The organism is Arthrobacter phoenicis, assembly GCF_047238215.1.
In the GTDB taxonomy this organism is placed as follows: domain Bacteria; phylum Actinomycetota; class Actinomycetes; order Actinomycetales; family Micrococcaceae; genus Arthrobacter.
Genome location: NZ_JBDFMK010000001.1, coordinates 464,246 through 485,523, shown reverse-complemented (window position 1 = coordinate 485,523; position 21,278 = coordinate 464,246). Strand labels below are relative to the sequence as shown.

Below are 21,278 nucleotides of genomic sequence, written 5' to 3'. Positions count from 1 at the left end.
GAAAGGGAGGCCGAATGAGGTTCATCGGCGCTGGCGCGCGTCCCGGCCAACCCCAAATCCATTCGGATGTGGTCTTCACCGTCCCCAATCTCCTCACCGTGGTGCGGTTCCTCGGCGTTCCGCTGTTCATCTGGCTGGTCCTCGCGAAACAGGAGTACGGTGCCGCAGCCCTGGTCCTGGCCCTCATGGGCAGCACCGACTGGGTGGACGGCTACATCGCACGCCGCTTCAACCAGATGTCCAACCTTGGCCGGATCATGGACCCGATTGCGGACCGGCTGGCCCTGATCGCCGTCGCGGTCACCCTCGTGATCGCCGGCGTCGTCGAGTGGTGGTACCTGACCGCCCTCCTCGTGCCCGACCTGATCCTGATGGCCATCTCGCTCTACTACTTCCACAGCCACCCCGACCTCCCGGTCAGCCGGGTCGGCAAGATCCGGACCGCGCTGCTGCTCCTCGGCACGCCCCTGCTGGTGCTCTCGAAGCTGCAGCTGCCCGGCGCCGAGGGCTACTTCGTGGCGGCCTGGGTCTGCCTGGGCCTCGGCCTGATCGGGCACTGGATCGCCGCCTACAACTACTTCTGGGCCATCATCCGCAAGGGCCGCGGACAGCGGCCCGCCGCAGAAAGCAGCACCGCCGTGAACCCGCAGGAACGTTCCAACGACGACGGCGGGCCCCGCTGATGGTCTGGCTGGCAGTCGTGCTGGCCGTCGCCGGCGCCTTCTTCCTCGCTTTCGGCGCGCAACGGCAGGGCAGTGCGGTCAAGGCAGACACCGGGGGCCTGGCTCTGAGCTCCAACGGCCTGCTGCGGCTGATCCGCAACCGGCGCTGGATCCTCGGGCTCCTGCTGCTGTGCGTCGGCACGGCCATGAACGCCATCGCCCTCGTGTCCGCGCCGCTGACGGTCGTGCAGCCGATCGGCGCCATCGCGCTGGTCATCACCACGGTCATCAACGCCAAGGACCAGGGCCTGAGCATGAACCGGGCCACCGTGGTGGCGATCAGCTGCTGCGTCACCGGCTCCGCCCTGTTTGTGATCCTGGCCGTCACGGTCACCCAGGAGAACCACCACGTCAGCGCCGCGGACGAGCTCACGGTGGTGCTGCTGCTGGCCCTCGTCGTGGCCCTGTTCGGCACCCTGGCCCTGCTCTTCAAGCACCGGATGAGCGCCTTCGTTTACATCATTGGCGCCGGCATGCTGTTTGGCTTCGTTGCCGTCCTGACCCGCATCATCGGCCGGCACCTGCTGGACCCCAACGGGCTGTTCCTGCTCAACGTGCAGTGGTACACCCTGCTGGCGATCCTCGCCGCCGGCGGCCTCGGGTCGTGGTTCGTGCAGAGCGCTTACTCGGGCGGTCCGCCGGACCTGGTCATCGCGGGCCTGACCGTGATCGATCCCATGATCGGCATCGCGATCGGCGTCGTGATCCTTGGCGAACTGCGCCCCGATGTCCACGCCGTGACCGCGATCGCCATGGGTGCCGCGGCTCTCCTTGCTATCGTGGGAGTGATCGCCCTGTCCAGGCACCACCCCGAGGTCACCAAGCGCAAGAAAGACGCGCGAAAGGCCGCGGCGCGGAGACCCTAGGGCGACGCCACAGACTTCAGGCGCCGGCTGGCCGCGCCTGCGCCGGCGGCCGGCCGGCCGCCGCTACCCACCGTGACCACCAGGAGCCATCCCCGTGACCATGCCCCAGACCGACAACCCCGGCAGGAAACTGACGATCCTGATCGCCGCCGAAACCTACCCGCCGGACGTCAACGGAGCCGCCCAGTTCGGCTACCGTCTCGCCAAGGGCATGACCGGGCGCGGCCACGACGTCCACGTCCTGGCCACCCGCCCCAGCAAGGGCAAGAGCTACAGCGAGTTCCGCGACGAGGCCACCGTGCACCGCGTGCGCTCCCACTCCGTGCCCACGCACGAGAGCTTCCGGATCACCTTCCCCTGGGAGATCAAGAAGGAGATCGCGCTGCTCTTCGACCGGGTCAAGCCTGACGTCGTGCACATCCAGAGCCACTACATGATCGGTGAGCACGTCCTCTACGAGGCGGTGCGCCGTGGCGTGCGGATCGTGGCGACCAACCACTTCATGCCGGAAAACCTCAACCCCTTCCTGCCGTTCCCGCAGTGGTTCAAGGACATCGTGGGCCGCGTCTCCTGGCGCGACATGGGCAAGGTCATGGGCCAGGCCGACGTCGTGACCACCCCTACCCCGCTCGCGGCCAAGGCGATGCACGACCACGCCTTCCTTCGCAAGGTGCTGCCGCTCTCCAACGGCATCGACGCCGCCGCCTACGAGCTGAAGCCCGGGGAGGAAGTTCCCGTCAACGCCAGCCCCACCGTGCTCTTCGTGGGCCGCCTCGCCGAGGAAAAGCACATCGACGTCCTGATCGACGCCATCTCCAAGACCCCGGCCAACCTCGACGTCCACCTGCAGGTGGTTGGCGGCGGCGAGGTCCGACCGGCCCTGGAGGCCCAGGTCAAGCGCCTGGGCCTGGGGGACCGGGTGCGCTTCCTGGGCCTGGCCAGCGACGAGGAACTGCGCCGCGCGTACCTCGGCGCCGACCTGTTCTGCATGCCGGGCACCGCGGAGCTGCAGTCCCTGGTGACCCTTGAGGCCATGTCCGCCTCCACGCCCGTGGTCCTGGCCGACGCGATGGCCCTGCCGCACCTGGTGCGCGACGGCGAGAACGGCTACCTCTTCACCCCGAACGACAGCGACGACCTGGCGGCCAAGATCACCGCGGTGCTGTCGCTGCCGGCCGACGAGCGCGCCGCCATGGGCAAGGTCAGCCGCAGCATGGTGGAGAACCACAGCATCGAGCGGACCCTCCAGACGTTCGAGGACATCTACCGCGGCGCCAGCTACGACGACCTGGTGGTCTAGCACTCCCGCACGGGCCGTGGCGCCCGGCCGGTGCGACTACTATTGCTAGAGTGTTTTGCCCCGGGGGCCGCCGTGACACGGCCGGTGCCCCGGGTCCCACGGGGCTATAGCTCAGCTGGTTAGAGCGCGGGACTCATAATCCTAAGGTCCTCGGTTCAAGTCCGAGTAGCCCTACCATCGACCGGTCTCCTGGCCGGTCCGCATCACCTCCCCGCATCAGACGCCGCATTCCCAAGTCGCGTCCGGAAGCCCGCCTCCCGGACGCGGCTCTTTTTGTATGCCGTGGCCCCCGCGGGTGGGCCAGGTCACTTGCGGCACCTCTCCGCGCACGGTAAGTTACTGCCCAGTAACATATCGGTGCGGATCTCCCCGCGCCGTTCTGGTCGCCGCTGATCACAAGTGAGGGAACACCATGTCCAAGGCTGCAATCGACGTCAACAACCTCCCGTACGCCGACGGCGACTTCTTTGCCTTCGAGCAGTTGCTCAGCGCCAAGGAGCGCGACCGGCTGGCCGAGGTCCGCGAGTTCCTGGCCCGCGAGGTCAAGCCGATCGCCGTCGACTGCTGGAACCGTGCCGAGTTCCCGATGGACCTGATCCCCAAGCTGGCCGAAATCGACCTGGTCAGCCCGGTCAAGCGCCAGGGTTACTCCAACCTCTTCGCCGGCATCCTGCACGCCGAGACGACCCGCGCCGACACCTCGATCGCCACCTTCATGGGCGTCCACGACGGACTGTTCACCGGCTCCATCGAGGCGCTGGCCTCCGAGGAGCAGCAGGAGGCCTGGCTGCCGGAGATCTACTCGATGAAGAAGATCGGCGCCTTCGGCCTGACCGAACCGCTGGGCGGCTCCGACGTCGCCGGCGGCACGCGCACCACCGCCCGGCGCGAGGGCGACCACTGGGTCCTCAACGGCGCCAAGCGCTGGATCGGCAACGCCACCTTCTCCGACTGGGTGGTCATCTACGCCCGCGATGTCGAGGACAACCAGGTGAAGGGCTTCCTGGTGGACACGAAGACCGAGGGCTACGGCGCGACCAAGATCGAGAACAAGATCTCGCTGCGCACGGTCCAGAACGCGGACATCACGTTGGAAAACGTCGTGGTTCCCGACTTCTTCAAGCTCGCGAACGCCAACAGCTTCCGCGACACCAACAAGGTCCTGAAGGTCACCCGCCTCTCCGTGGCCTGGCAGGCCGTCGGCCAGCAGCTGGCCGCGTTCGACGTCGCCCGCCGCTATGCCGTCGAACGCAGCCAGTTCGGCCGGCCGATCGCCTCCTTCCAGCTGGTGCAGAACCAGCTGGTCCAGATGCTCGGCAACACCGTCAGCTCGATGGGCATGATGGTCCGGCTCTCCCAGCTCGAGGACGCCGGCCAGGCCAAGGACGAACAGTCTGCCCTGGCCAAGGCCTTCACTACGGCCCGGATGCGGGAGACCGTGGCGATTGGCCGCAGCCTCCTGGGCGGCAACGGCATTGTCTCCGACTACGAGATGGCGAAGGTCTTCTCCGACGCCGAGGCCATCTACTCCTACGAGGGCACCCACGAGATCAACACCCTGGTCACGGGCCGGGCCATCACCGGAATCTCTGCGATCGTCTAAACCCGACGCCGGCGCCCGGACCGGCGGCAGCAGCACCGAGGGCCGCAGGTCCAGGACGAACCCGAGGGGGTTCAGATACTCCTCACCGCGGCGGACGCCCCAGTGCAGGCAGGGCGTGCCGCTGCAGTGGCCGGGCGGTCCGGACTGCGCGGCTGCCACCGCACCCACCGGGGATCCGGCCGCCACCGGGTCCCCGGCCCGCAGGCTCGTCTCGACGGGTTCGAAGCTGCTCCGGAGACCGTCCCCGTGATCGATGGTCAGCACCGGGCGGTCCACCACCATGCCGGCGAAACTGACCCGTCCCGGAGCCGGTGCGCTGACCACAGCCCCGGCCTCGGCCCGCAGGTCCACCCCGCGGTGGCCGCTGAGCCACGGCCGGTCCGGCGGATCGAAGCCGCGCACCACCGCGGGCCTGGGGGAGAGCGGCCAGGCCCAGCCCCGTGCCGGCGCCGCGCGGGCCGGAACCGCCCGCGCCCCGCGGGCCGAAGCCCCGCCGCCCGCCGTCGACTTGGGGCCAGAAGCCAACGCCGTCGCGGCTCCGAAGGCTGCAGCACGGACGGCCGCCTGGCCGGAAAACGCTGCCGAAGGGCGCGGCGGTGGCGCCGGCGCAAGGGAACCGGCCAGCGCAACGGCGAGCAGCAGCGGGAGCACAGGGAACAGGGTCATGGTTTCAGCATGGGGACCGGGGCCGCGCCGGAACAGGCGCCCGGGACGCCATGTGGACAACCCCACCGAGGCCCCCGGATTCGCCCTTCAAGACACCGCAGTCGGCGCCCCGTCAGCACCCCGAAGCACCCCCCGCCCGGCGCCCCGAACGCGTCCGTCGGGCGGGGCCCGCTGTAGTACACTAGGTGGAGCAGTTTGCTGTTCCCTCATGCCCCGATTCGTTGCGCTGTCCTTCCCGGACGTGCCGCGGAAGGCAGCACATCTCATTCAGGAGTGCGGGAATGCTTGCTGACTACGCGTATCCAGCCCTCTGCCGCCGAAGCACCGCTCCGGCCTACGAGGACTGCGCCCCTTGCGGTCCGGACCCCATGGTCCGGATGAGGAGCGCGGTGGATACCAGGAGGAGCTCCCGGAACCGGGAGCTGCTAATCAACCGTCAACTATTGGCAGGGTAAGAGTGCCTCACGGCTCTCTCATGAATGACCTGCCGGAAGGAGCGTCGGCATGCCCGTCGTAACCATGCGCCAGCTGCTTGACAGCGGCGTCCACTTTGGACACCAGACCCGTCGTTGGAACCCGAAGATGAAGCGCTTCATCTTCACGGAGCGCAACGGCATCTACATCATTGACCTGCAGCAGTCGCTGTCCTACATCGACCGTGCCTACGAGTTCGTGAAGGCCACCGTCGCACACGGCGGCACCGTCCTCTTCGTTGGTACCAAGAAGCAGGCACAGGAAGCCATCGCCGAGCAGGCCACCCGCGTCGGCCAGCCGTACGTCAACCAGCGTTGGCTCGGCGGTATGCTGACCAACTTCCAGACGGTTTCCAAGCGCATCCAGCGCATGAAGGAACTCGAAGAGATCGACTTCGACGACGTCGCCGGTTCCGCTTACACCAAGAAGGAACTGCTGCTCCTGCGTCGCGAGCTGACCAAGCTGGAGACCAACCTCGGCGGTATCCGCAACCTCACCAAGGCGCCTTCGCTCCTGTGGGTTGTCGACACCAAGAAGGAACACCTCGCCGTCGACGAAGCCAAGAAGCTGAACATCCCGGTTGTGGCCATCCTGGACACCAACTGCGATCCGGACGAAGTTGACTTCCCGATCCCGGGTAACGACGACGCCATCCGCTCCGTGAACCTGCTGACCCGCGTCGTTGCCGACGCCGTTGCCGAGGGCCTGATCGCCCGCAACCAGCGCGCCACGGGCACCACGGAAGCCCCGGAAGAGCCGCTGGCCGAGTGGGAGCGCGAGCTCCTCGAAGGCAACAAGGCCGAAGAGGCTGCCCCGGCCGCCGACGCTGCTCCGGCTGCCGACGCTGCTCCGGCCGCCGAAGCTGCTCCGGAAGCCGCCGAGGCCCCGGCCGCGGACGACGCCAAGTAGTCACCCCGGCATAGCCGCACTTCCCCGCGCGCTGCCCGCAGCGCGCGGGGGTACCGACAGGATGGCCGCTCACTCTGCGTGAGCAGCCGTCCTGTCGGTCCGTACACCAGACAAAATTTTCTAGACAGAGGGGTTCACATGGCGAACTACACTGCTGCTGACATCAAGGCCCTGCGCGAGCGCACCGGCGCTGGCATGATGGACGTCAAGAAGGCTCTCGACGAGGCCAACGGCGACGCCGAGAAGGCCATCGAGATCATCCGCATCAAGGGCCTCAAGGGTGCCACCAAGCGCGAAGGCCGCTCCACGGCCGAGGGCCTGGTTGCCGCCAAGGTCGCCAATGGCGTCGGCGTGATGGTCGAAGTCAACTGCGAGACCGACTTCGTTGCCAAGGCTGACAAGTTCATCCAGCTGGCCGACAAGGTCCTGACCGTCGCCGTCGAGTCCGGCGCTGCCGACCTCGAGGCCTTGCTGGCCACCGACGTTGACGGCAAGCCGCTCTCCGAGGTTGTCGTCGAAGAAGGCGCCATCCTGGGCGAGAAGGTCGTCGTCCGCCGCATCGCCCGCATCGAGGCCCCGACCGTCGACGCGTACCTGCACAAGACGTCCAAGGACCTCCCGGCCCAGGTCGGCGTCCTCTTCGCCGTCGACGGTGAAGGCGAAGCCGCCACCGCCGCCGCCCACGACGTCGCCGTCCACATCGCCGCCATGGCCCCGAACTACCTGACCCGCGAGGACGTCCCGTCCGAGCTGGTCGAGTCCGAGCGCCGCATCGCCGAGGAAACCGCAAAGGCCGAGGGCAAGCCCGAAGCTGCGATGACCAAGATCGTCGAAGGCCGCGTCACCGGCTTCTACAAGGGCGAGGTCCTGGTTGACCAGGCATTCGCCAAGGACGCCAAGAAGTCCGTCGCCGCCGTCCTCGAAGAGGCCGGCGTGAAGGCTACCGGCTTCGCACGCTTCCGCGTCGGTTCCTAACCGGCAACGCCAGGGGGTGGTCACTTCGGTGGCCACCCCTTTTGCATGCGCAGGAGACCCCCGGGCGCCTGCGCCGGGACCCGGGCGGCGGGGAATGCCGCCGCCGGGCCCCGGCACGATAACCTTTTGAGAGCTCACCAACGGGAAGGCACCATGGATACCGTCAACAATTCCGCCCAGCCAACGAAGACGCGGCGCCGCGTCCTCCTCAAGCTTTCCGGCGAGGTCTTCGGCGGCGGCAAGCTGGGCGTCGACCCGGATACCGTCCGCGGGGTCGCCAAGCAGATCGCCGCGGCCGTCCCGGACGTCGAGGTCGCGATCGTCGTCGGCGGCGGCAACTTCTTCCGCGGTGCCGAGCTCTCGCAGAGCGGCATGGACCGCTCCCGCGCCGACTACATGGGCATGCTCGGCACGGTTATGAACTGCCTGGCGCTGCAGGACTTCCTGGAGCAGGCCGGCGTCGAGACCCGCGTGCAGAGCGCCATCACCATGGGCCAGGTCGCCGAGGCGTACATCCCGCGCCGCGCCATCCGCCACATGGAGAAGGGCCGCGTTGTGATCTTCGGCGCCGGCGCGGGGCTGCCCTACTTCTCCACCGACACCGTCGCCGCGCAGCGCGCCATGGAGGTGCACGCCGACGTCGTCCTGATGGCCAAGAGCGGCGTCGACGGCGTCTACACCGCCGACCCGAAGAAGGATCCCACCGCGGAGAAGCTGCACAAGCTCAGCTACGACGAGGCCCTGCGCCGCGACATCCGCGTCATGGACCAGACCGCCATGACCATGTGCAAGGACAACAACCTCACCATGGTCGTCTTCGGCATGGAGGGCGAGGGCAACGTCACCCGCGCGATCCGCGGCGAGGACCTGGGCACCGTGGTCACCCCCTAGCTCCGGCTAGGATGGTTTGAGGACAGTTCAGCTCCCCGGGCTCTGGGGCGCGCACCAAATTTCTGAGGAGAGAACGTGATCGAAGAGACCTTGCTCGAAGCCGGCGACAAGATGGACAAGGCGGTCGAGGTTGCCAAGGAAGACTTCGCCTCGATCCGCACCGGCCGCGCCACCCCGGGCCTGTACAACAAGGTCATGGTGGAGTACTACGGCTCGCCGACCCCGCTGCAGCAGCTGGCGTCCTTCGCGGTGCCGGACGCCCGCACCATCCTCATCACCCCGTTCGACAAGACCGCGCTGCGGGACATCGAACGCGCCCTGAGCGACTCCGAGGTGGGCGCCAACCCCTCCAACGACGGCAACGTCATCCGGGTCACCATCCCTGAGCTGACCAAGGAACGCCGCAAGGAATACGTCAAGATCGTCAAGTCCAAGGGCGAGGACGCCAAGGTGTCCATCCGCAACATCCGCCGCAAGGCCAAGGAAACCCTGGACAAGCTGGTTAAGGACGGCGAAGCCGGCGAGGACGAGGGAACCCGTGCCGAGAAGGAACTGGACGCCCTGACCAAGTCCCACGTCGACGGCATCGACGAGCTGCTCAAGCGCAAGGAAGCCGAGCTGCTCGAGGTCTGATGACAGGCGAACAGCAGGCACCCGGGCCGCGCGTCCGGGTGAGGGGGAAAGAGCGGAAGAACCCGACGCCCAAGGCGGGCAGGAATCTTCCCGCCGCAACGGCCGTCGGCCTCGCCATGCTCTTTGCGGTGCTCGGCGGCCTGCTGTTCCTGCCCCTGGCCTTCGTCCTGATCGTCACCGCCTTCGCGGTCTTCGGCGTCTGGGAGGTCTACCGGGCCCTGGAGGCCTCCGGCACCCGGCTGCCGATCATCCCCGCGATGACCGGCACCGTGGCGATGCCGGTCTCCGCCTACTTCGGCGGCCCGGAAAGCCTCATGTTCGCGTTCCTGCTCAGCAGCGTCGCGGTGCTGCTGTGGCGGTCGCTGGAGGGCGCCGCGGGCTCGGCCCGCAGCATCTTCGCCGGCGTCTTCACCATGGCGTGGGTACCCTTCCTGATCAGCTTCGCGGTCCTGCCGCTGCATGCCTCCGGCGGGATCACCCCGGTGGGCTTCTGGCCGAACGGCGTGGTGCCCGTCGGGGCCTGGCAGATCGGCACCCTGCTGCTGCTGGTGGTCTCCAACGACACCTTCGGCTACCTCGTCGGCGCCTCCCTCGGCAAGCACCCGATGGCGCCCAAGATCAGCCCGAAGAAGTCCTGGGAGGGCTTCGCCGGGTCCGTGGGCGGGGCCGTCGTCGTCGGCGTTTTGGCCTCGATCTTCGTCCTCGGCGAGCCGTGGTGGTTCGGCGCCGCCCTGGCCGTGGGCATGGTGGGAGCCGCGACCGCCGGCGACCTCGCCGAGTCCATGGTCAAGCGGGAGCTTGGCATCAAGGACATGGGCAACAGCCTTCCGGGCCACGGGGGAGTGATGGACCGGCTGGACTCCATCGTCTTCGCCTCGCCGGTGGCCTTCATGATTTTCTCCGCCGCCGCGGGTGGCTGAGCGGGCGGACGACCCCGCCCCGGCGCCTACAATGGTGCCCGTAAAAAGCGCCGTACACGGATCCGGCACAGCCGGACAAACCAGTGCCGCACAACAAGAGCCGCACGGCCTCGAAGGATAAGAAGTAAACAGTGGACAGCAACCGAGTGGACCTCAACCGGCAGATCCCTGCCTCCTTTGACCGCGTCCAGCGCAACCAGTACGGCTACAACGCCAAGCAGGTGGACCAGTTCCTGCGGCAGGCCCGGGTGTCCTTCGAGACCCCGCAGGCCGCCGAGCGCGTGGTCAAGAGCGCCGATGTCCGCGCCGTCACCTTCGACCCGGTCAAGGGCGGCTACGCTGCCGCCGCCGTGGACGCGGCCCTGGACCGGCTCGAGGACGCCCTGGCCCGCCGGGAACGCGACGAACTGGTCGGCGAACGCGGCGAGGATGCCTGGCTGCGCGAGATCGGCCGGCTGGCCGGGCTGCTCCGCGGCCGGCTGCACCGCCCGGACGGGCAGCGCTTCCGCCGGCCGGCAAAGGCCAAGGTCCGCAGCTACAACATCGCCGACGTCGACGGCCTCTGCCACGAGCTGATCGGCTACTTGGACGAGGACCAGCCGCTCAGCGTGGACAACGTCCGCCGCGCCACCTTCCGGCCCGCCGTCGGCCGCGACGGCTACGAGGAAACCCAGGTGGATGCGTTCCTGGACAAAGTGGTCGAACTCATGGCGGCGATCGACTGACCGGCTCTAGCGACCGGCCGCTAGCTGACCCGCGCTAGCGCTCCGTCACGAGCGGCCGCTCGGGGGTGTGCAGCCGGGTCATCAGCCGGGTGATGCTGCGCGGCACCCGGTCCCGGGTGGCCCGGGACACCAGGACCATGACGGCGAACGCGGCCGGCACCGTCCAGGCCGCGGGCTGCGCCAGCCACGACGGCGTCCCCGCCGCACCCAGCACCGCGCCGGCCAGCATCGAACCGCCGCAGGCCAGCGCCCCGGTCAGCATTCCCGCGATCGCCCCGGCGTCGGTCAGGCCCCGCCACCAGATCCCCAGCAGCAGCACCGGGCAGATGGTCGAGGCGGTGAAGGCGAACACCAGCCCCACGCTCCCGGCCAGCGCCGTCGAATCCGTCGTCGCGGCGATCCCCAACGGCACCACCGCCGAGAACAGCGCCGCGAGCCGAAACCCGCGGACGCTGCCGCCCAGGATGTCCTGGCTGATCACGCCGGCCAGCGAGACCACCAGCCCGGACGTGGTGGACAGGAACGCCGCGAACGCCCCGGCCACCACCAGGGCGGAGAGCAGGTCCCCGGCGAGGCCGCCGATCATCCGGCCCGGCAACAGCAGCACCAGCGCGTCGGCCTGGCCCGCCCCCGCGGCGCCGGGGGCGAAGACCCGCCCGATCAGCCCGTACGCGGTGGGGAAGAGGTAGAACACGGACAGCAGCCCCAGCACGATCAGGGTGGTCCGCCGCGCCGACTGGCCGTCCGGGTTGGTGTAGAAACGCACCAGCACGTGCGGCAGGCCCAGCGTCCCGAAGAGCAGCGCCACCAGCAGCGAGATGTTCTGGTACGGACCCGCCGGCGGCAGCCCGGTGGGGTTCACCGGCGCCTCGGCCACGGCGGGGGTGCCGGTGCCGGCGAGCACCAGCAGGAGGAACAGCAGCGGCACGGCCAAAGCGGTGAGTTTCAGCCAGTACTGGAAGGCCTGGACGAAGGTGATGGAGCGCATCCCGCCGGCCATCACGGTGACGCAGACGACGGCGATCACGGCCACCTGGCCCACCCAGGCCGGCAGCCCGGTGGTGATCCGGATGGCCAGCGCCGCGCCGTGCAGCTGCGGGACGATATACAGCCAGCCCACCATCACCACCACCAGGCTGGTGACCCGGCGGACGGCCCGGGATTCCAGCCGCGCCTCGGTGAAGTCCGGGATGGTGTACGCGCCGGAGCGGCGCAGCGGGGCCGCCACGAACAGCAGCAGCATCAGGTACCCGGCGGTGTAGCCCACCGGATACCAGAGGGCGTCGGTGCCCGAGAGCAGGATCAGCCCGGCCACGCCGAGGAAGCTGGCCGCGGAGAGGTATTCGCCGCCGATGGCCGAAGCGTTCCACCAGGGCCGGACGGTGCGGGAGGCGACGTAGAAGTCCCCGGTGGTGCGGGAGATCCGCAGGCCGTAGAAGCCGATGACGGCGGTGGCGAGGGTGACGGCGGCGAAGGCGGCGACGCCGACCACCGGGTTCATGGCCGCCTCACCGCTCGCCGGCGAGGTCGCGGTAGCGGGCCTCGTTGCGGGCCGCGGTCCGGACATAGAGCCAGGCGCTGAGCCCGATCACCGGATAGATCCCGGCGCCGAGCAGCACCCAGTCGAAGGGCAGGCCGGCGATCCGCAGCTCGGCGAGTCCCGGCACCAGGCCCAGCAGGAGCGCGAAACCGAGCATGATCAGCAGGAACCCGGCGGCCACCACAATCCCGAGCCGGAGCTGGGACCGGATCAGGGCGCGGACGAAGACCTGCCCGGCGTCGGTCTCCTCCGCCGCCTTGCGTGCCTCGCCCGCGGCTCTGCCCAGCGCGGAACCGGCGGCGCCTGCGGTGCCCGACCCCGCAGTGCCGGAACCAGCGGACCCGGCCCCCGAAGCAGCGGCGCCGGCGCCCGTGGTGACGCGGCGCGGGGCGGTGACCCTGACCCGGGTCATGCCTGCGGCCGGATCCGGGTGGCCTCCAGCTTTTCCCGGACCGGGGGCAGATGCCGGCGGCTGATCGGCAGTTCGGCGCCGGCCACCGCCACGCTGGGCCGGCCCGCCGCCAGCTTCAGGTGCCCGACGTGGGCCAGCGACACCAGGTAGGAGCGGTGGATGCGCAGGAAACCGGCCTCGGCCCACTGCTGCTCCAGGTCCGCCAGCGGCACCCGGATCAGGTAGCTGGCGTCCGCGGTGTGCAGCCGGGCGTAGTCGCCCTGGGCCTGGACGTAGGTGACGTCGTCGCGGCGGATCATCTTGGTGGTGCCGCCGAGGTCCACGGTGATCATTTCCGGGGCTGGTCCGCCGTCGCGCAGCAGCTCGCTGATCCGGCCCACGGACCGGGCCAGCCGCTCGGCGCGGACGGGTTTGAGCAGGTAGTCCACGGCCGCGAGCTCGAAGGCCTCCAGCGCGCAGTCCTCGTCGGCGGTGACGAAGACGACGGCGGGCGGCCGGGCGCTGCGGGCGATCACCCGGGCGATGTCCAGGCCGGAGAGGGCGGGCATGTGGATGTCGAGGAAGACGGCGTCTACGTCGGCGCTCTCCAAAGTGCGGAGCGCCTCGGCGCCGGAGGAGGCGCGGTGGATGGTGCCGATCCGGTCGTCCCGTCCCAGCAGGAACGCCAGCTCCTCCACGGCGGGCAGCTCGTCGTCGGCGACGAGGACGTTAATCATGGTCCTAGGGTACCGCCGTGCCGGCGCCCCGACGGGCGCCATGGCGGCGTGGGCCGGGCGTCGGTTCAGGCGTCGTGGCGGGGCTGGGACTTCGGGACGCGCAGGGTGATCAGCGTGCCCTCGCCGGGCGCCGTCTCGATCACCAGGCCGTTGTCCTCGCCGTAGACCTGCCGCAGCCGGGCATCCACGTTGTGCAGGCCCACGTGGTCGCCGCCGCTGTGCCCGGCCAGCACCGAGCGCAGCTGCTCCGGGTCCATGCCGACGCCGTCGTCCTCGATCGTCACCTCGGCGAATGCACCCGAATCGTTGGCCGTGATGCTGATGTGTCCGGGCCCCTCCTTGGCCTCCAGGCCATGCCGGACGGCGTTCTCCACCAGCGGCTGCAGGCTCAGGAACGGGATGACCGTGCTCAGCACCTCCGGCGCGATCCGCAGGCTGACTTGCACCCGCTCGCCGAAGCGGGCGCGCTCCAGCAGCAGGTACCGGTCGATGCAGCGCAGCTCCTCGGCCAGGGTGGTGAAGTCCCCGTGCCGGCGGAACGAATAGCGGGTGAAGTCGGCGAACTCCACCACCAGCTCCCGCGCCCGCACCGGATCCGTGTTGATGAAGGACGCGATCGCGTTCAGCGAGTTGTAGATGAAGTGCGGGCTGATCTGGGCCCGCAGCGCCCGCACCTCCGCCTCCATCAGAAGTGTCCGGGAGGCGTCGAGTTCGGCCAGTTCCACCTGGGTGGCCACCCAGTCCGCCACCTCGCCGGTGGCCCGGACCAGGCCGGACCCCGCCTCGGGTGCGAACGCGGCCACCGCGCCCGCCACCCCGGACCCCACCCGGATGGGCGCAATGACCGCCGCGTAGCCGGACCCGGGCGCGCCGGCGGGGGCGCGGCCGCCCGGGGCCCGCAGCTCCCCGGCGGGGATCACGGCGGTGTGGCCGCCCGCCAGCACGCTCGCGGCCACCTCCATCAGGACCGGGCGGAGTTCCTCGGCGGCGCCGTCCCAGGCCAGGACGCCCGTGGTGTCCGTGATGGCGAACCCGTCGCAGCCGAGCAGCCCGCGCAGCTGCCGGCTGGCCTTGCCCGCACCGGCGGGGTTCAGGCCGGTCCGCAGGTGCTGGCCGGCCCGGGATGCGGCGTGCAGGGTCTTATAGGTGGCGCGTTCGGCGTCGGTGCCGAGGTCGCGGAAGGAGCGCAGGACCTTGAGTCCGACGGCGATGACGACGGCGATCGCCAGCGCGATCACGGCGACGGCCGCGGCGCTGACCAGGGGGGAGTCCGGCATGCTGCCAGCGTAGCGCCCGGCCGGGCGGTCCGCCGTTTGTCGCAGCGCGGCGACCGCTGGGCGATGCCGCCCGCGCCGGTGCTGGAATGTAGCGCACGTCACGTTGCACAGTGATTCCAGTCACACAATGCCGGAGGAGTGTTGTCCGGAAGCCGGAGTGCCCGGCGGTGACTCGCCAGTCTCAATGAGGAGGAATGATGGGTCACGACGCCCAGCATACGGACGCAGCGGCGTCCGTGGACTTCAAGCAAGTCCAGTCGACGGAGCGGTTCCAGGAACTGCGCAAACGTCACCGCAGCTTCGTCTTTCCGATGGCCATCGCGTTCCTGCTGTGGTACTTCGCCTACGTCCTGCTGGCCGACTATGCGGTGGGCTTCATGTCCACCAAGGTCTGGGGCAACATCAACATCGGCCTGATCCTGGGCCTGCTGCAGTTCGTGTCCACGTTCGCAATCACGGGCTGGTACGTCAGCTACTCGAACCGGAAGCTGGACCCCATCGCCTCCGAGATCCGCCAGGAGATCGAAGGCCACGAGTTCGACAAGCACGGCAACCGAGTGAGCGGAACGGCCCAATGACACTGCACGCATCCCTGACGGTCCCCGCGGTCAACGTCGCCGCGCTCAAGGACACCACCCTCCTGAACATGGGCATCTTCGCCCTCTTCGTCGCGGTCACCATGGTGATCGTGTTCCGCGCCAGCCGGAACAACAAAACCGCCGCGGACTACTACGCCGCCGGCCGGTCCTTCACCGGTTCGCAGAACGGCACCGCCATCGCCGGCGACTACCTCTCCGCCGCGTCCTTCCTGGGCATCACCGGCGCGATCGCCGTCAACGGCTACGACGGCTTTATGTACTCCATCGGCTTCTTGGTCGCCTGGCTGGTGGCGCTGCTGCTGGTAGCCGAACTGCTCCGCAATACGGGCAAGTTCACCATGGCCGATGTGCTCTCCTTCCGGCTCCGGCAGCGTCCGGTCCGGATCGCCGCGGCCATCTCCACCCTGGCCGTCTGCTTCTTCTACCTGCTCGCCCAGATGGCCGGCGCCGGCAGTCTGATCTCCCTGCTGCTGGGCATCAGCGACTGGGGCGGACAGGCGCTGGTGATCATCGTCGTCGGCGCGCTGATGATCATGTACGTCCTGATCGGCGGCATGAAGGGCACCACCTGGGTGCAGATCATCAAGGCCATGCTGCTGATCGCCGGCGCTGCCGTGATGACCTTCTGGGTCCTCGCGATCTACGGCTTCAACCTTTCGGACCTGCTCGGCGGCGCCGCGGAGACGGCCAAGAACCCGGCGGTCCTGAACCCGGGCCTGCAGTACGGCAAGTCGGACACGTCCAAGCTCGACTTCATGTCCCTGGGCCTGGCCCTGGTGCTCGGCACCGCGGCCCTGCCGCACGTGCTGATGCGCTTCTACACGGTCCCCACCGCCAAGGAGGCCCGCAAGTCCGTGGTCTGGTCCATCTGGTTGATCGGCATCTTCTACCTGTTCACCCTGGTCCTCGGCTACGGTGCCGCGGCCCTCGTGGGCGCCGACACCATCAAGGGCGCCCCCGGCGGCGTGAACTCCGCCGCCCCGCTGCTGGCCTTCCACCTCGGCGGACCGCTGCTGCTGGGCTTCATCTCGGCGGTGGCGTTCGCCACCATCCTCGCCGTCGTCGCCGGCCTCACCATCACCGCGGCGGCCTCCTTCGCCCACGACATCTACGCCAACGTGATCGCCAAGGGCAAGGCCGACGCCGAGACCGAGGTCAAGGTGGCCCGCCGTACGGTGATCGTCATCGGCATCCTCGCCATCGCCGGCGGCATCTTCGCCAACGGCCAGAACGTCGCCTTCCTGGTGGCCCTGGCCTTCGCCGTCGCCGCCTCCGCGAACCTGCCCACCATCGTGTACTCGCTGTTCTGGCGCCGGTTCACCACCCAGGGCGCGATCTGGAGCATGTACGGCGGCCTCGCCGCCGCCATCATCCTGATCGCCCTCTCCCCGGTGGTCTCCGGCACCAAGACCTCGATGATCGCCGGCGCGAACTTCGCGATCTTCCCGCTCAGCAACCCCGGCATCGTCTCCATCCCGCTCGCGTTCTTCCTGGGCTGGCTAGGCACCGTGCTGGACAAGCGGCGCGAGGACACCACCAAGCAGGCCGAGATGGAGGTCCGCTCCCTGACCGGGGTGGGCGCCGAGAAGGCCACCAACCACTAACGCACCACCGCATAGCTGCATCACCCAACGACACAGGACCCCCGCGCCGCCCGGCGCGGGGGTCCTTTGTGCGTGAGGGGTCAGCCCTCGGCCGGGCCCCGTTCGAGCAGCGGCTGGATCCGGAACGGAATCATCTCGCTCATCGCCAGCGCCGTGTCCGTCCGGTCCACCCCGTCGCAGGAGAGGATCTTGCCGTTGATCCGGAACAGGTCCTCGGCGTCGCGGGCCACCACACGCAGCAGCAGGTCGGCCGATCCGGTCAGGCCGTAGCCCTCCAGGATCTCAGGGACCGCGGCCAGCTCCACCGCCAGCCTGCCTAGCTTCTGCTGCTGGACGTGGACGGAGATGAAGGCCATCAGCGGGTAGCCCAGCGTTGCCGGATTGATCCGGCGCTCGAAGGAGAGGAACACGTGCTTTTTCTCGAGCTGCGCCATCCGGGCCTGCACGGTGTTGCGGGACAGTCCCAGCTTCTGCGCCAGGGCCACGACGGTGCCGCGGGGGTCCCGTGCCATGGCCGAAAGCAGGCGGGTGTCTGTGCCATCCAAGGGTTGCATAGTGCGCAAGGTTAGCACGGTCTGGGAGGTGCGAACCGGGCAGGATGCTCAAAATATTGACGGGTGGTTGTACCCAATGGCACTTGTGAGTAGGGTCACAATTATCCGGGGCAACGGCGCCCGGGTGGCCGCCGCGCGCTGGGATCACGAGTCCCGCGGGCAGGGGTCAGACGACGTCAGAAGGTTGCGGACAAACTGTGTTTACCGACGACGCGGGCCAGGGCGGCGCAGCCCCCGGCGGCCCCGGAAACAGTGCAGGATCGAACAGGCGCACGGGCGGGGATCTCGTCCAGCTCATCACCCCGGGGGGTGAACGCATCAGCCATCCCGAGTTCGACCCCTGGGTCCAGGACATCGGCGACGACGTGCTGACCTCCCTCTACGAGGACATGGTGGCCATCCGGAGGATCGACGCCGAGGCCACCGCCCTGCAGCGCCAGGGCGAACTCGCCCTCTGGCCGCCGCTGCTGGGCCAGGAAGCCTCCCAGATCGGCTCGGCCCGGGCCCTGCGCGAGGACGACTTCGTCTTCCCCAGCTATCGGGACAACGGCGTCGCCTACGTCCGCGGGGTCAAGCCGGCGGACATCGTCAAGGCCTGGCGCGGCAACGCCCTCGCCGGCTGGGACCCGTACACCGTGAACGTCGCCACCCAGCAGATCATCATCGGCGCGCAAAGCCTGCACGCCACCGGCTACGCCATGGGCATCCAGAACGACGGCGCCGACTCGGCGGCCGTGGCCTACTTCGGCGACGGCGCCACCAGCGAGGGCGACGTCAACGAGGCGATGGTCTTCGCCGCCAGCTTCCAGGCGCCCGTCATCTTCTTCTGCCAGAACAACCACTGGGCCATCTCCGAACCCGTGATGCTCCAGTCCCACATCCAGATCGCTGACCGGGCCTCCGGCTTCGGCATCCCCAGCATGCGGGTGGACGGCAACGACGTCCTCGCCGTGCTGGCCGCCACCCGGATCGCCCTGGACCGGGCGCGCCGCGGAGGCGGCCCCACCTTCATCGAGGCCGTTACGTACCGCATGGGCCCGCACACGACGGCGGACGATCCCACCCGGTACCGGGACGCCAACGAGCTCGAGGACTGGGCCGCCAAGGACCCGATCCACCGCCTCAAGGCGCTCCTGGAGCGCAAGGGCCTGCTGACTGCGGATGTGGAAACCGCCGTCGCCGCCACGGCCGACGTCGTGGCCAAGGAACTGCGCTCGGGCACCATCACCATGCCCGAACCGCAGCCGCTGCAGATCTTCGAGCACGTCTACAGCACCCCGCACTCCTGGCTGGACCGCCAGCAGGACCACTACACCCGTTACCTGGCCTCCTTCGGCGATCCCGCAGGTGCCCCCTCCGAAGAAGGTGCTCGCTGATGACGCAGATGACCTTTGCCCGGGCGATTAACTCCGGCCTCCGCAAATCCCTCGACAACGATCCCAAGGTGATCCTCATGGGCGAGGACATCGGCACCCTCGGCGGCGTCTTCCGCGTCACCGACGGTCTGCAAAAGGACTTCGGCAAGCACCGCGTGGTGGACACCCCGCTCGCCGAATCCGGCATCCTCGGCACCGCCGTCGGCCTCGCCTACCGCGGCTACCGCCCGGTGGTGGAAATCCAGTTCGACGGCTTCATCTACCCGGCCTTCGACCAGATCGTCAGCCAGGTCGCCAAGATGCACTACCGGACCATGGGCGCCGTGAAGATGCCCATCACAATCAGGGTGCCCTTCGGCGGTGGCATCGGTTCACCCGAACACCACTCCGAGTCGCCCGAGGCCTACTTCACCCACACCTCCGGCCTGCGCGTGGTCAGCGTCTCCAACCCCCAGGATGCGTACACGATGATCCAGCAGGCCATCGCCTGCGACGATCCGGTCCTCTACTTCGAGCCCAAGCGCCGCTACCACGACAAGGGCGAGGTGGATGAGTCCCTGGACCTCTCCGCCGCCCCGTCGATGGAAAAGGCCCGGGTGGTCACCGAGGGCACCGACGTGACCCTCGTGGCTTACGGTCCGCTGGTCAAGACCGCCCGCGACGCCGCGCTCGCCGCCGCCGACGAGGGCGTCTCCGTCGAGGTCATCGACCTGCGCTCCCTCGCCCCGGTGGACTTCGCCACGCTGGAGGCCTCGGTCCGCAAGACCGGCCGCCTGGTCATCACCCACGAGGCCAGCCAGTCCGGCGGCCTGGGTGCCGAGGTCGCCGCGAGCATCACCGAACGCTGTTTCTACCACCTCGAGGCCGCCCCCGTCCGGGTCACCGGCTTCGACGTCCCATACCCCTACTCCAAGCTGGAAATGCATCACCTGCCCGGGCTGGACCGGATCCTCGACGGCGTGGACCGGGCCCTGGGCCGCCCCAACTCCCTGAGCGGGCTGGAAGGATGAGCGCCACCATGATCAAGGAATTCCGCCTCCCGGACCTCGGCGAAGGCCTGACGGAATCGGAAATCGTCGCCTGGAAGGTCGGCGTGGGGGACACCGTCACCCTGAACCAGATCATCGCCGAGGTGGAGACCGCCAAGGCCGTCGTCGAGCTGCCATCGCCGTTCGCCGGCGTCGTCACCGCGCTGCACGAACAGCCCGGCACCGTGGTGGAGGTCGGCAAGCCGATCGTCTCCTTCGAGATCGAGGGCGACGACGGCGGCGGTTCCGGTGCGGCTTCGGGCGAGGCGCCCGCCAAGCGGGAACCGACGCTTGTGGGGTACGGCGCCATGCCGGAAGGCTCCGGCCGGCCGGCCCGCCGGGCACGGACTTTCGCTGCCGCTGCTGCACCGGCTGCTGCTTCCGCGCCTGCTCCGGCTCCTGCTCCCGCCGCTGCCGCCGCGCCTGCCCCGGCACCCGCCATCGCCGCGCCTTCACCGCAGGATGGCGCCCCTGCTGCCGAGCGGCCCCGCTCCACCCCGCCGGTCCGCAAGCTGGCCAAGGACCTCGGGGTCGACCTCGCCGCCGTCACCGGCACGGGGGAGCACGGCCTGATCACCCGGGAGGACGTGCGGAACTTCGTCGGCGGCGGGGACCTCCCGGTCGCCCCGCAGGAACTGGCCGGCGCGCAACCGGCCGCCGTCACCGCGGCGTCGGGCGAGCGGGAAACCCGGACCCCGATCAAGGGCGTCCGGAAATTCACCGCCGAGGCCATGGTCTCCAGCGCGTTCACCGCGCCGCACGTGACCGAGTTCCTGACCCTGGATGTCACGCCCACCATGGAACTGCTGGCCAGGCTCAAAGAGAGCCGGGCCTTCGCCGGGTACAAGCTCACCCCGCTGACCCTGGTCTCCAAGGCCGTACTGATCGCCCTGCGCAGCCACCCCACGCTCAACGCCCGGTGGGACGAGGCCAACCAGGAGATCGTCCAGTTCAACTACGTCAACCTCGGCATTGCGGCCGCCACGCCGCGCGGGCTGACCGTGCCGAACATCAAGGACGCGGACCGGATGTCGCTGACCCAGCTCTCCACCGCGCTCACCGAGCTGACTGAGACCGCCCGCGCCGGAAAGACCGCCCCCGCGGACCTCTCCGGCGGGACCATTTCGATCACCAACATCGGCGTCTTCGGCATCGACGCCGGGACCCCCATCCTCAACCCGGGCGAGGCCGCCATCCTGGCAGTCGGCGCGGTGCGGAAGATGCCGTGGGAGTACCGGGACGAGGTGGCACTGCGCCAGGTCATGACCCTCAGCCTCTCCTTCGACCACCGGCTGGTCGACGGCGAACAAGGCTCCCGCTTCCTGCAGGACGTCGGTGCGCTGCTGTCCGACCCCGGCATGGCACTCGCCATGGCCTAGGTTCATCAGCCCACGGGGCCGGGTATCCCTTCCTTGCCGGAGGGGTGCCCGGCCCTTTGTCGTTCGAGGGCAGGGCCGTCCGGGGGCACTTTGAGACTGAAGAACGACG

20 protein-coding genes, 1 tRNA gene and 1 pseudogene are annotated in these 21,278 nt (G+C 69.1%); 16 read left to right on the top strand and 6 right to left on the bottom strand.

What is annotated here, in order from left to right; translation table 11 throughout:
• Positions 1-14 precede the first annotated feature (14 nt).
• The 5 genes from ABC337_RS02245 to ABC337_RS02225 all read left to right on the top strand — a co-directional run bounded on the left by ABC337_RS02245 (position 15) and on the right by ABC337_RS02225 (position 4,491).
• Entirely contained in the window at positions 15-683 is a 669-nt protein-coding gene (locus ABC337_RS02245) for a CDP-alcohol phosphatidyltransferase family protein (RefSeq protein WP_412882547.1), read from the top strand.
• On the top strand, positions 683-1,588 hold the full coding sequence (locus ABC337_RS02240; protein ID WP_412882548.1) for a DMT family transporter: 906 nt from the start codon (positions 683-685) through the stop codon (positions 1,586-1,588). The genes ABC337_RS02245 and ABC337_RS02240 overlap by 1 nt, the downstream gene beginning before the upstream one ends.
• A gap of 100 nt (positions 1,589-1,688) precedes the next feature.
• Positions 1,689-2,888, top strand: a complete 1,200-nt coding sequence (locus tag ABC337_RS02235) for a glycosyltransferase (RefSeq protein ID WP_364137319.1) — start codon at positions 1,689-1,691, stop codon at positions 2,886-2,888.
• A 100-nt stretch (positions 2,889-2,988) separates the two neighbouring features.
• Positions 2,989-3,065, top strand: a tRNA-Ile gene (locus ABC337_RS02230).
• Positions 3,066-3,300: 235 nt separating this feature from the next.
• Positions 3,301-4,491, top strand: coding sequence for an acyl-CoA dehydrogenase family protein (locus ABC337_RS02225; RefSeq protein WP_377972256.1), 1,191 nt, complete (start codon positions 3,301-3,303; stop codon positions 4,489-4,491).
• Between the two features lie 78 nt (positions 4,492-4,569).
• On the opposite strand, the pseudogene ABC337_RS02220 reads toward ABC337_RS02225, so the two are convergent.
• Positions 4,570-5,157, bottom strand: a pseudogene (locus tag ABC337_RS02220) (murein hydrolase activator EnvC family protein); the annotation flags it as partial.
• Between the two features lie 504 nt (positions 5,158-5,661).
• Between ABC337_RS02220 and rpsB the strand changes: the two are divergent.
• The 6 genes from rpsB (at position 5,662) to ABC337_RS02190 (ending at position 10,684) form a co-directional block, all read left to right on the top strand.
• Complete coding sequence (rpsB, locus tag ABC337_RS02215) at positions 5,662-6,540, top strand: 30S ribosomal protein S2 (protein ID WP_412882549.1); 879 nt, start codon at positions 5,662-5,664, stop codon at positions 6,538-6,540.
• Between the two features lie 138 nt (positions 6,541-6,678).
• Positions 6,679-7,515, top strand: a complete 837-nt coding sequence (gene tsf, locus ABC337_RS02210) for a translation elongation factor Ts (protein WP_290258403.1) — start codon at positions 6,679-6,681, stop codon at positions 7,513-7,515.
• Between the two features lie 153 nt (positions 7,516-7,668).
• Positions 7,669-8,406 carry a UMP kinase gene (gene pyrH / locus ABC337_RS02205; protein ID WP_290258402.1) on the top strand — a complete coding sequence of 246 codons (738 nt, stop codon included), beginning with the start codon at positions 7,669-7,671 and terminating at the stop codon, positions 8,404-8,406.
• Positions 8,407-8,481: 75 nt separating this feature from the next.
• Entirely contained in the window at positions 8,482-9,039 is a 558-nt protein-coding gene (gene frr / locus ABC337_RS02200) for a ribosome recycling factor (RefSeq protein ID WP_290258401.1), read from the top strand.
• The gene (locus ABC337_RS02195) at positions 9,039-9,959 is read left to right on the top strand and encodes a phosphatidate cytidylyltransferase (RefSeq protein ID WP_364137075.1); all 921 of its coding nucleotides are present in this window, start codon (positions 9,039-9,041) and stop codon (positions 9,957-9,959) included. The genes frr and ABC337_RS02195 overlap by 1 nt, the downstream gene beginning before the upstream one ends.
• Positions 9,960-10,105: 146 nt before the next feature.
• A complete protein-coding gene (locus tag ABC337_RS02190) occupies positions 10,106-10,684 on the top strand; it encodes a DivIVA domain-containing protein (protein WP_290258577.1) in 579 nt (192 codons plus the stop codon).
• Positions 10,685-10,718: 34 nt separating this feature from the next.
• Here ABC337_RS02190 and ABC337_RS02185 read toward each other — a convergent pair whose 3' ends face one another.
• From ABC337_RS02185 to ABC337_RS02170, 4 genes are all read right to left on the bottom strand, one after another.
• Positions 10,719-12,185: a sodium/solute symporter gene (locus ABC337_RS02185; protein WP_290258399.1), complete on the bottom strand. Its 1,467-nt coding sequence runs from the start codon at positions 12,183-12,185 to the stop codon at positions 10,719-10,721.
• 7 nt (positions 12,186-12,192) lie between these two features.
• Positions 12,193-12,636 carry a DUF485 domain-containing protein gene (locus tag ABC337_RS02180; RefSeq protein ID WP_412882550.1) on the bottom strand — a complete coding sequence of 148 codons (444 nt, stop codon included), beginning with the start codon at positions 12,634-12,636 and terminating at the stop codon, positions 12,193-12,195.
• A complete protein-coding gene (locus ABC337_RS02175; protein WP_290258397.1) occupies positions 12,633-13,352 on the bottom strand; it encodes a LytR/AlgR family response regulator transcription factor in 720 nt (239 codons plus the stop codon). Before ABC337_RS02175 ends, ABC337_RS02180 begins: the two co-directional genes overlap by 4 nt.
• Before the next feature lie 65 nt (positions 13,353-13,417).
• On the bottom strand, positions 13,418-14,629 hold the full coding sequence (locus tag ABC337_RS02170) for a sensor histidine kinase (RefSeq protein WP_412882551.1): 1,212 nt from the start codon (positions 14,627-14,629) through the stop codon (positions 13,418-13,420).
• Positions 14,630-14,826: 197 nt separating this feature from the next.
• Between ABC337_RS02170 and ABC337_RS02165 the strand changes: the two genes are divergently transcribed.
• Both ABC337_RS02165 and ABC337_RS02160 read left to right on the top strand, forming a co-directional pair.
• Positions 14,827-15,207 (top strand): DUF485 domain-containing protein, encoded by a 381-nt coding sequence (locus tag ABC337_RS02165; RefSeq protein ID WP_412883244.1) that lies wholly within the window; start codon positions 14,827-14,829, stop codon positions 15,205-15,207.
• Complete coding sequence (locus tag ABC337_RS02160; protein ID WP_290258395.1) at positions 15,204-16,832, top strand: solute symporter family protein; 1,629 nt, start codon at positions 15,204-15,206, stop codon at positions 16,830-16,832. Before ABC337_RS02165 ends, ABC337_RS02160 begins: the two co-directional genes overlap by 4 nt.
• 80 nt (positions 16,833-16,912) lie before the next feature.
• Here ABC337_RS02160 and ABC337_RS02155 read toward each other — a convergent pair whose 3' ends face one another.
• The gene (locus ABC337_RS02155) at positions 16,913-17,386 is read right to left on the bottom strand and encodes an Lrp/AsnC family transcriptional regulator (protein WP_290258394.1); all 474 of its coding nucleotides are present in this window, start codon (positions 17,384-17,386) and stop codon (positions 16,913-16,915) included.
• A gap of 197 nt (positions 17,387-17,583) precedes the next feature.
• On the opposite strand from ABC337_RS02155, the gene pdhA reads away from it, so the two are divergent.
• From pdhA to ABC337_RS02140, 3 genes are read left to right on the top strand one after another with little or no spacing between them, the layout of a single operon-like run.
• Positions 17,584-18,762, top strand: a complete 1,179-nt coding sequence (pdhA, locus tag ABC337_RS02150) for a pyruvate dehydrogenase (acetyl-transferring) E1 component subunit alpha (RefSeq protein ID WP_412882552.1) — start codon at positions 17,584-17,586, stop codon at positions 18,760-18,762.
• Positions 18,762-19,772: an alpha-ketoacid dehydrogenase subunit beta gene (locus ABC337_RS02145; protein WP_290258392.1), complete on the top strand. Its 1,011-nt coding sequence runs from the start codon at positions 18,762-18,764 to the stop codon at positions 19,770-19,772. The genes pdhA and ABC337_RS02145 overlap by 1 nt, the downstream gene beginning before the upstream one ends.
• Positions 19,769-21,169, top strand: a complete 1,401-nt coding sequence (locus ABC337_RS02140; protein ID WP_412882553.1) for a dihydrolipoamide acetyltransferase family protein — start codon at positions 19,769-19,771, stop codon at positions 21,167-21,169. Before ABC337_RS02145 ends, ABC337_RS02140 begins: the two co-directional genes overlap by 4 nt.
• Positions 21,170-21,278: the final 109 nt, after the last annotated feature.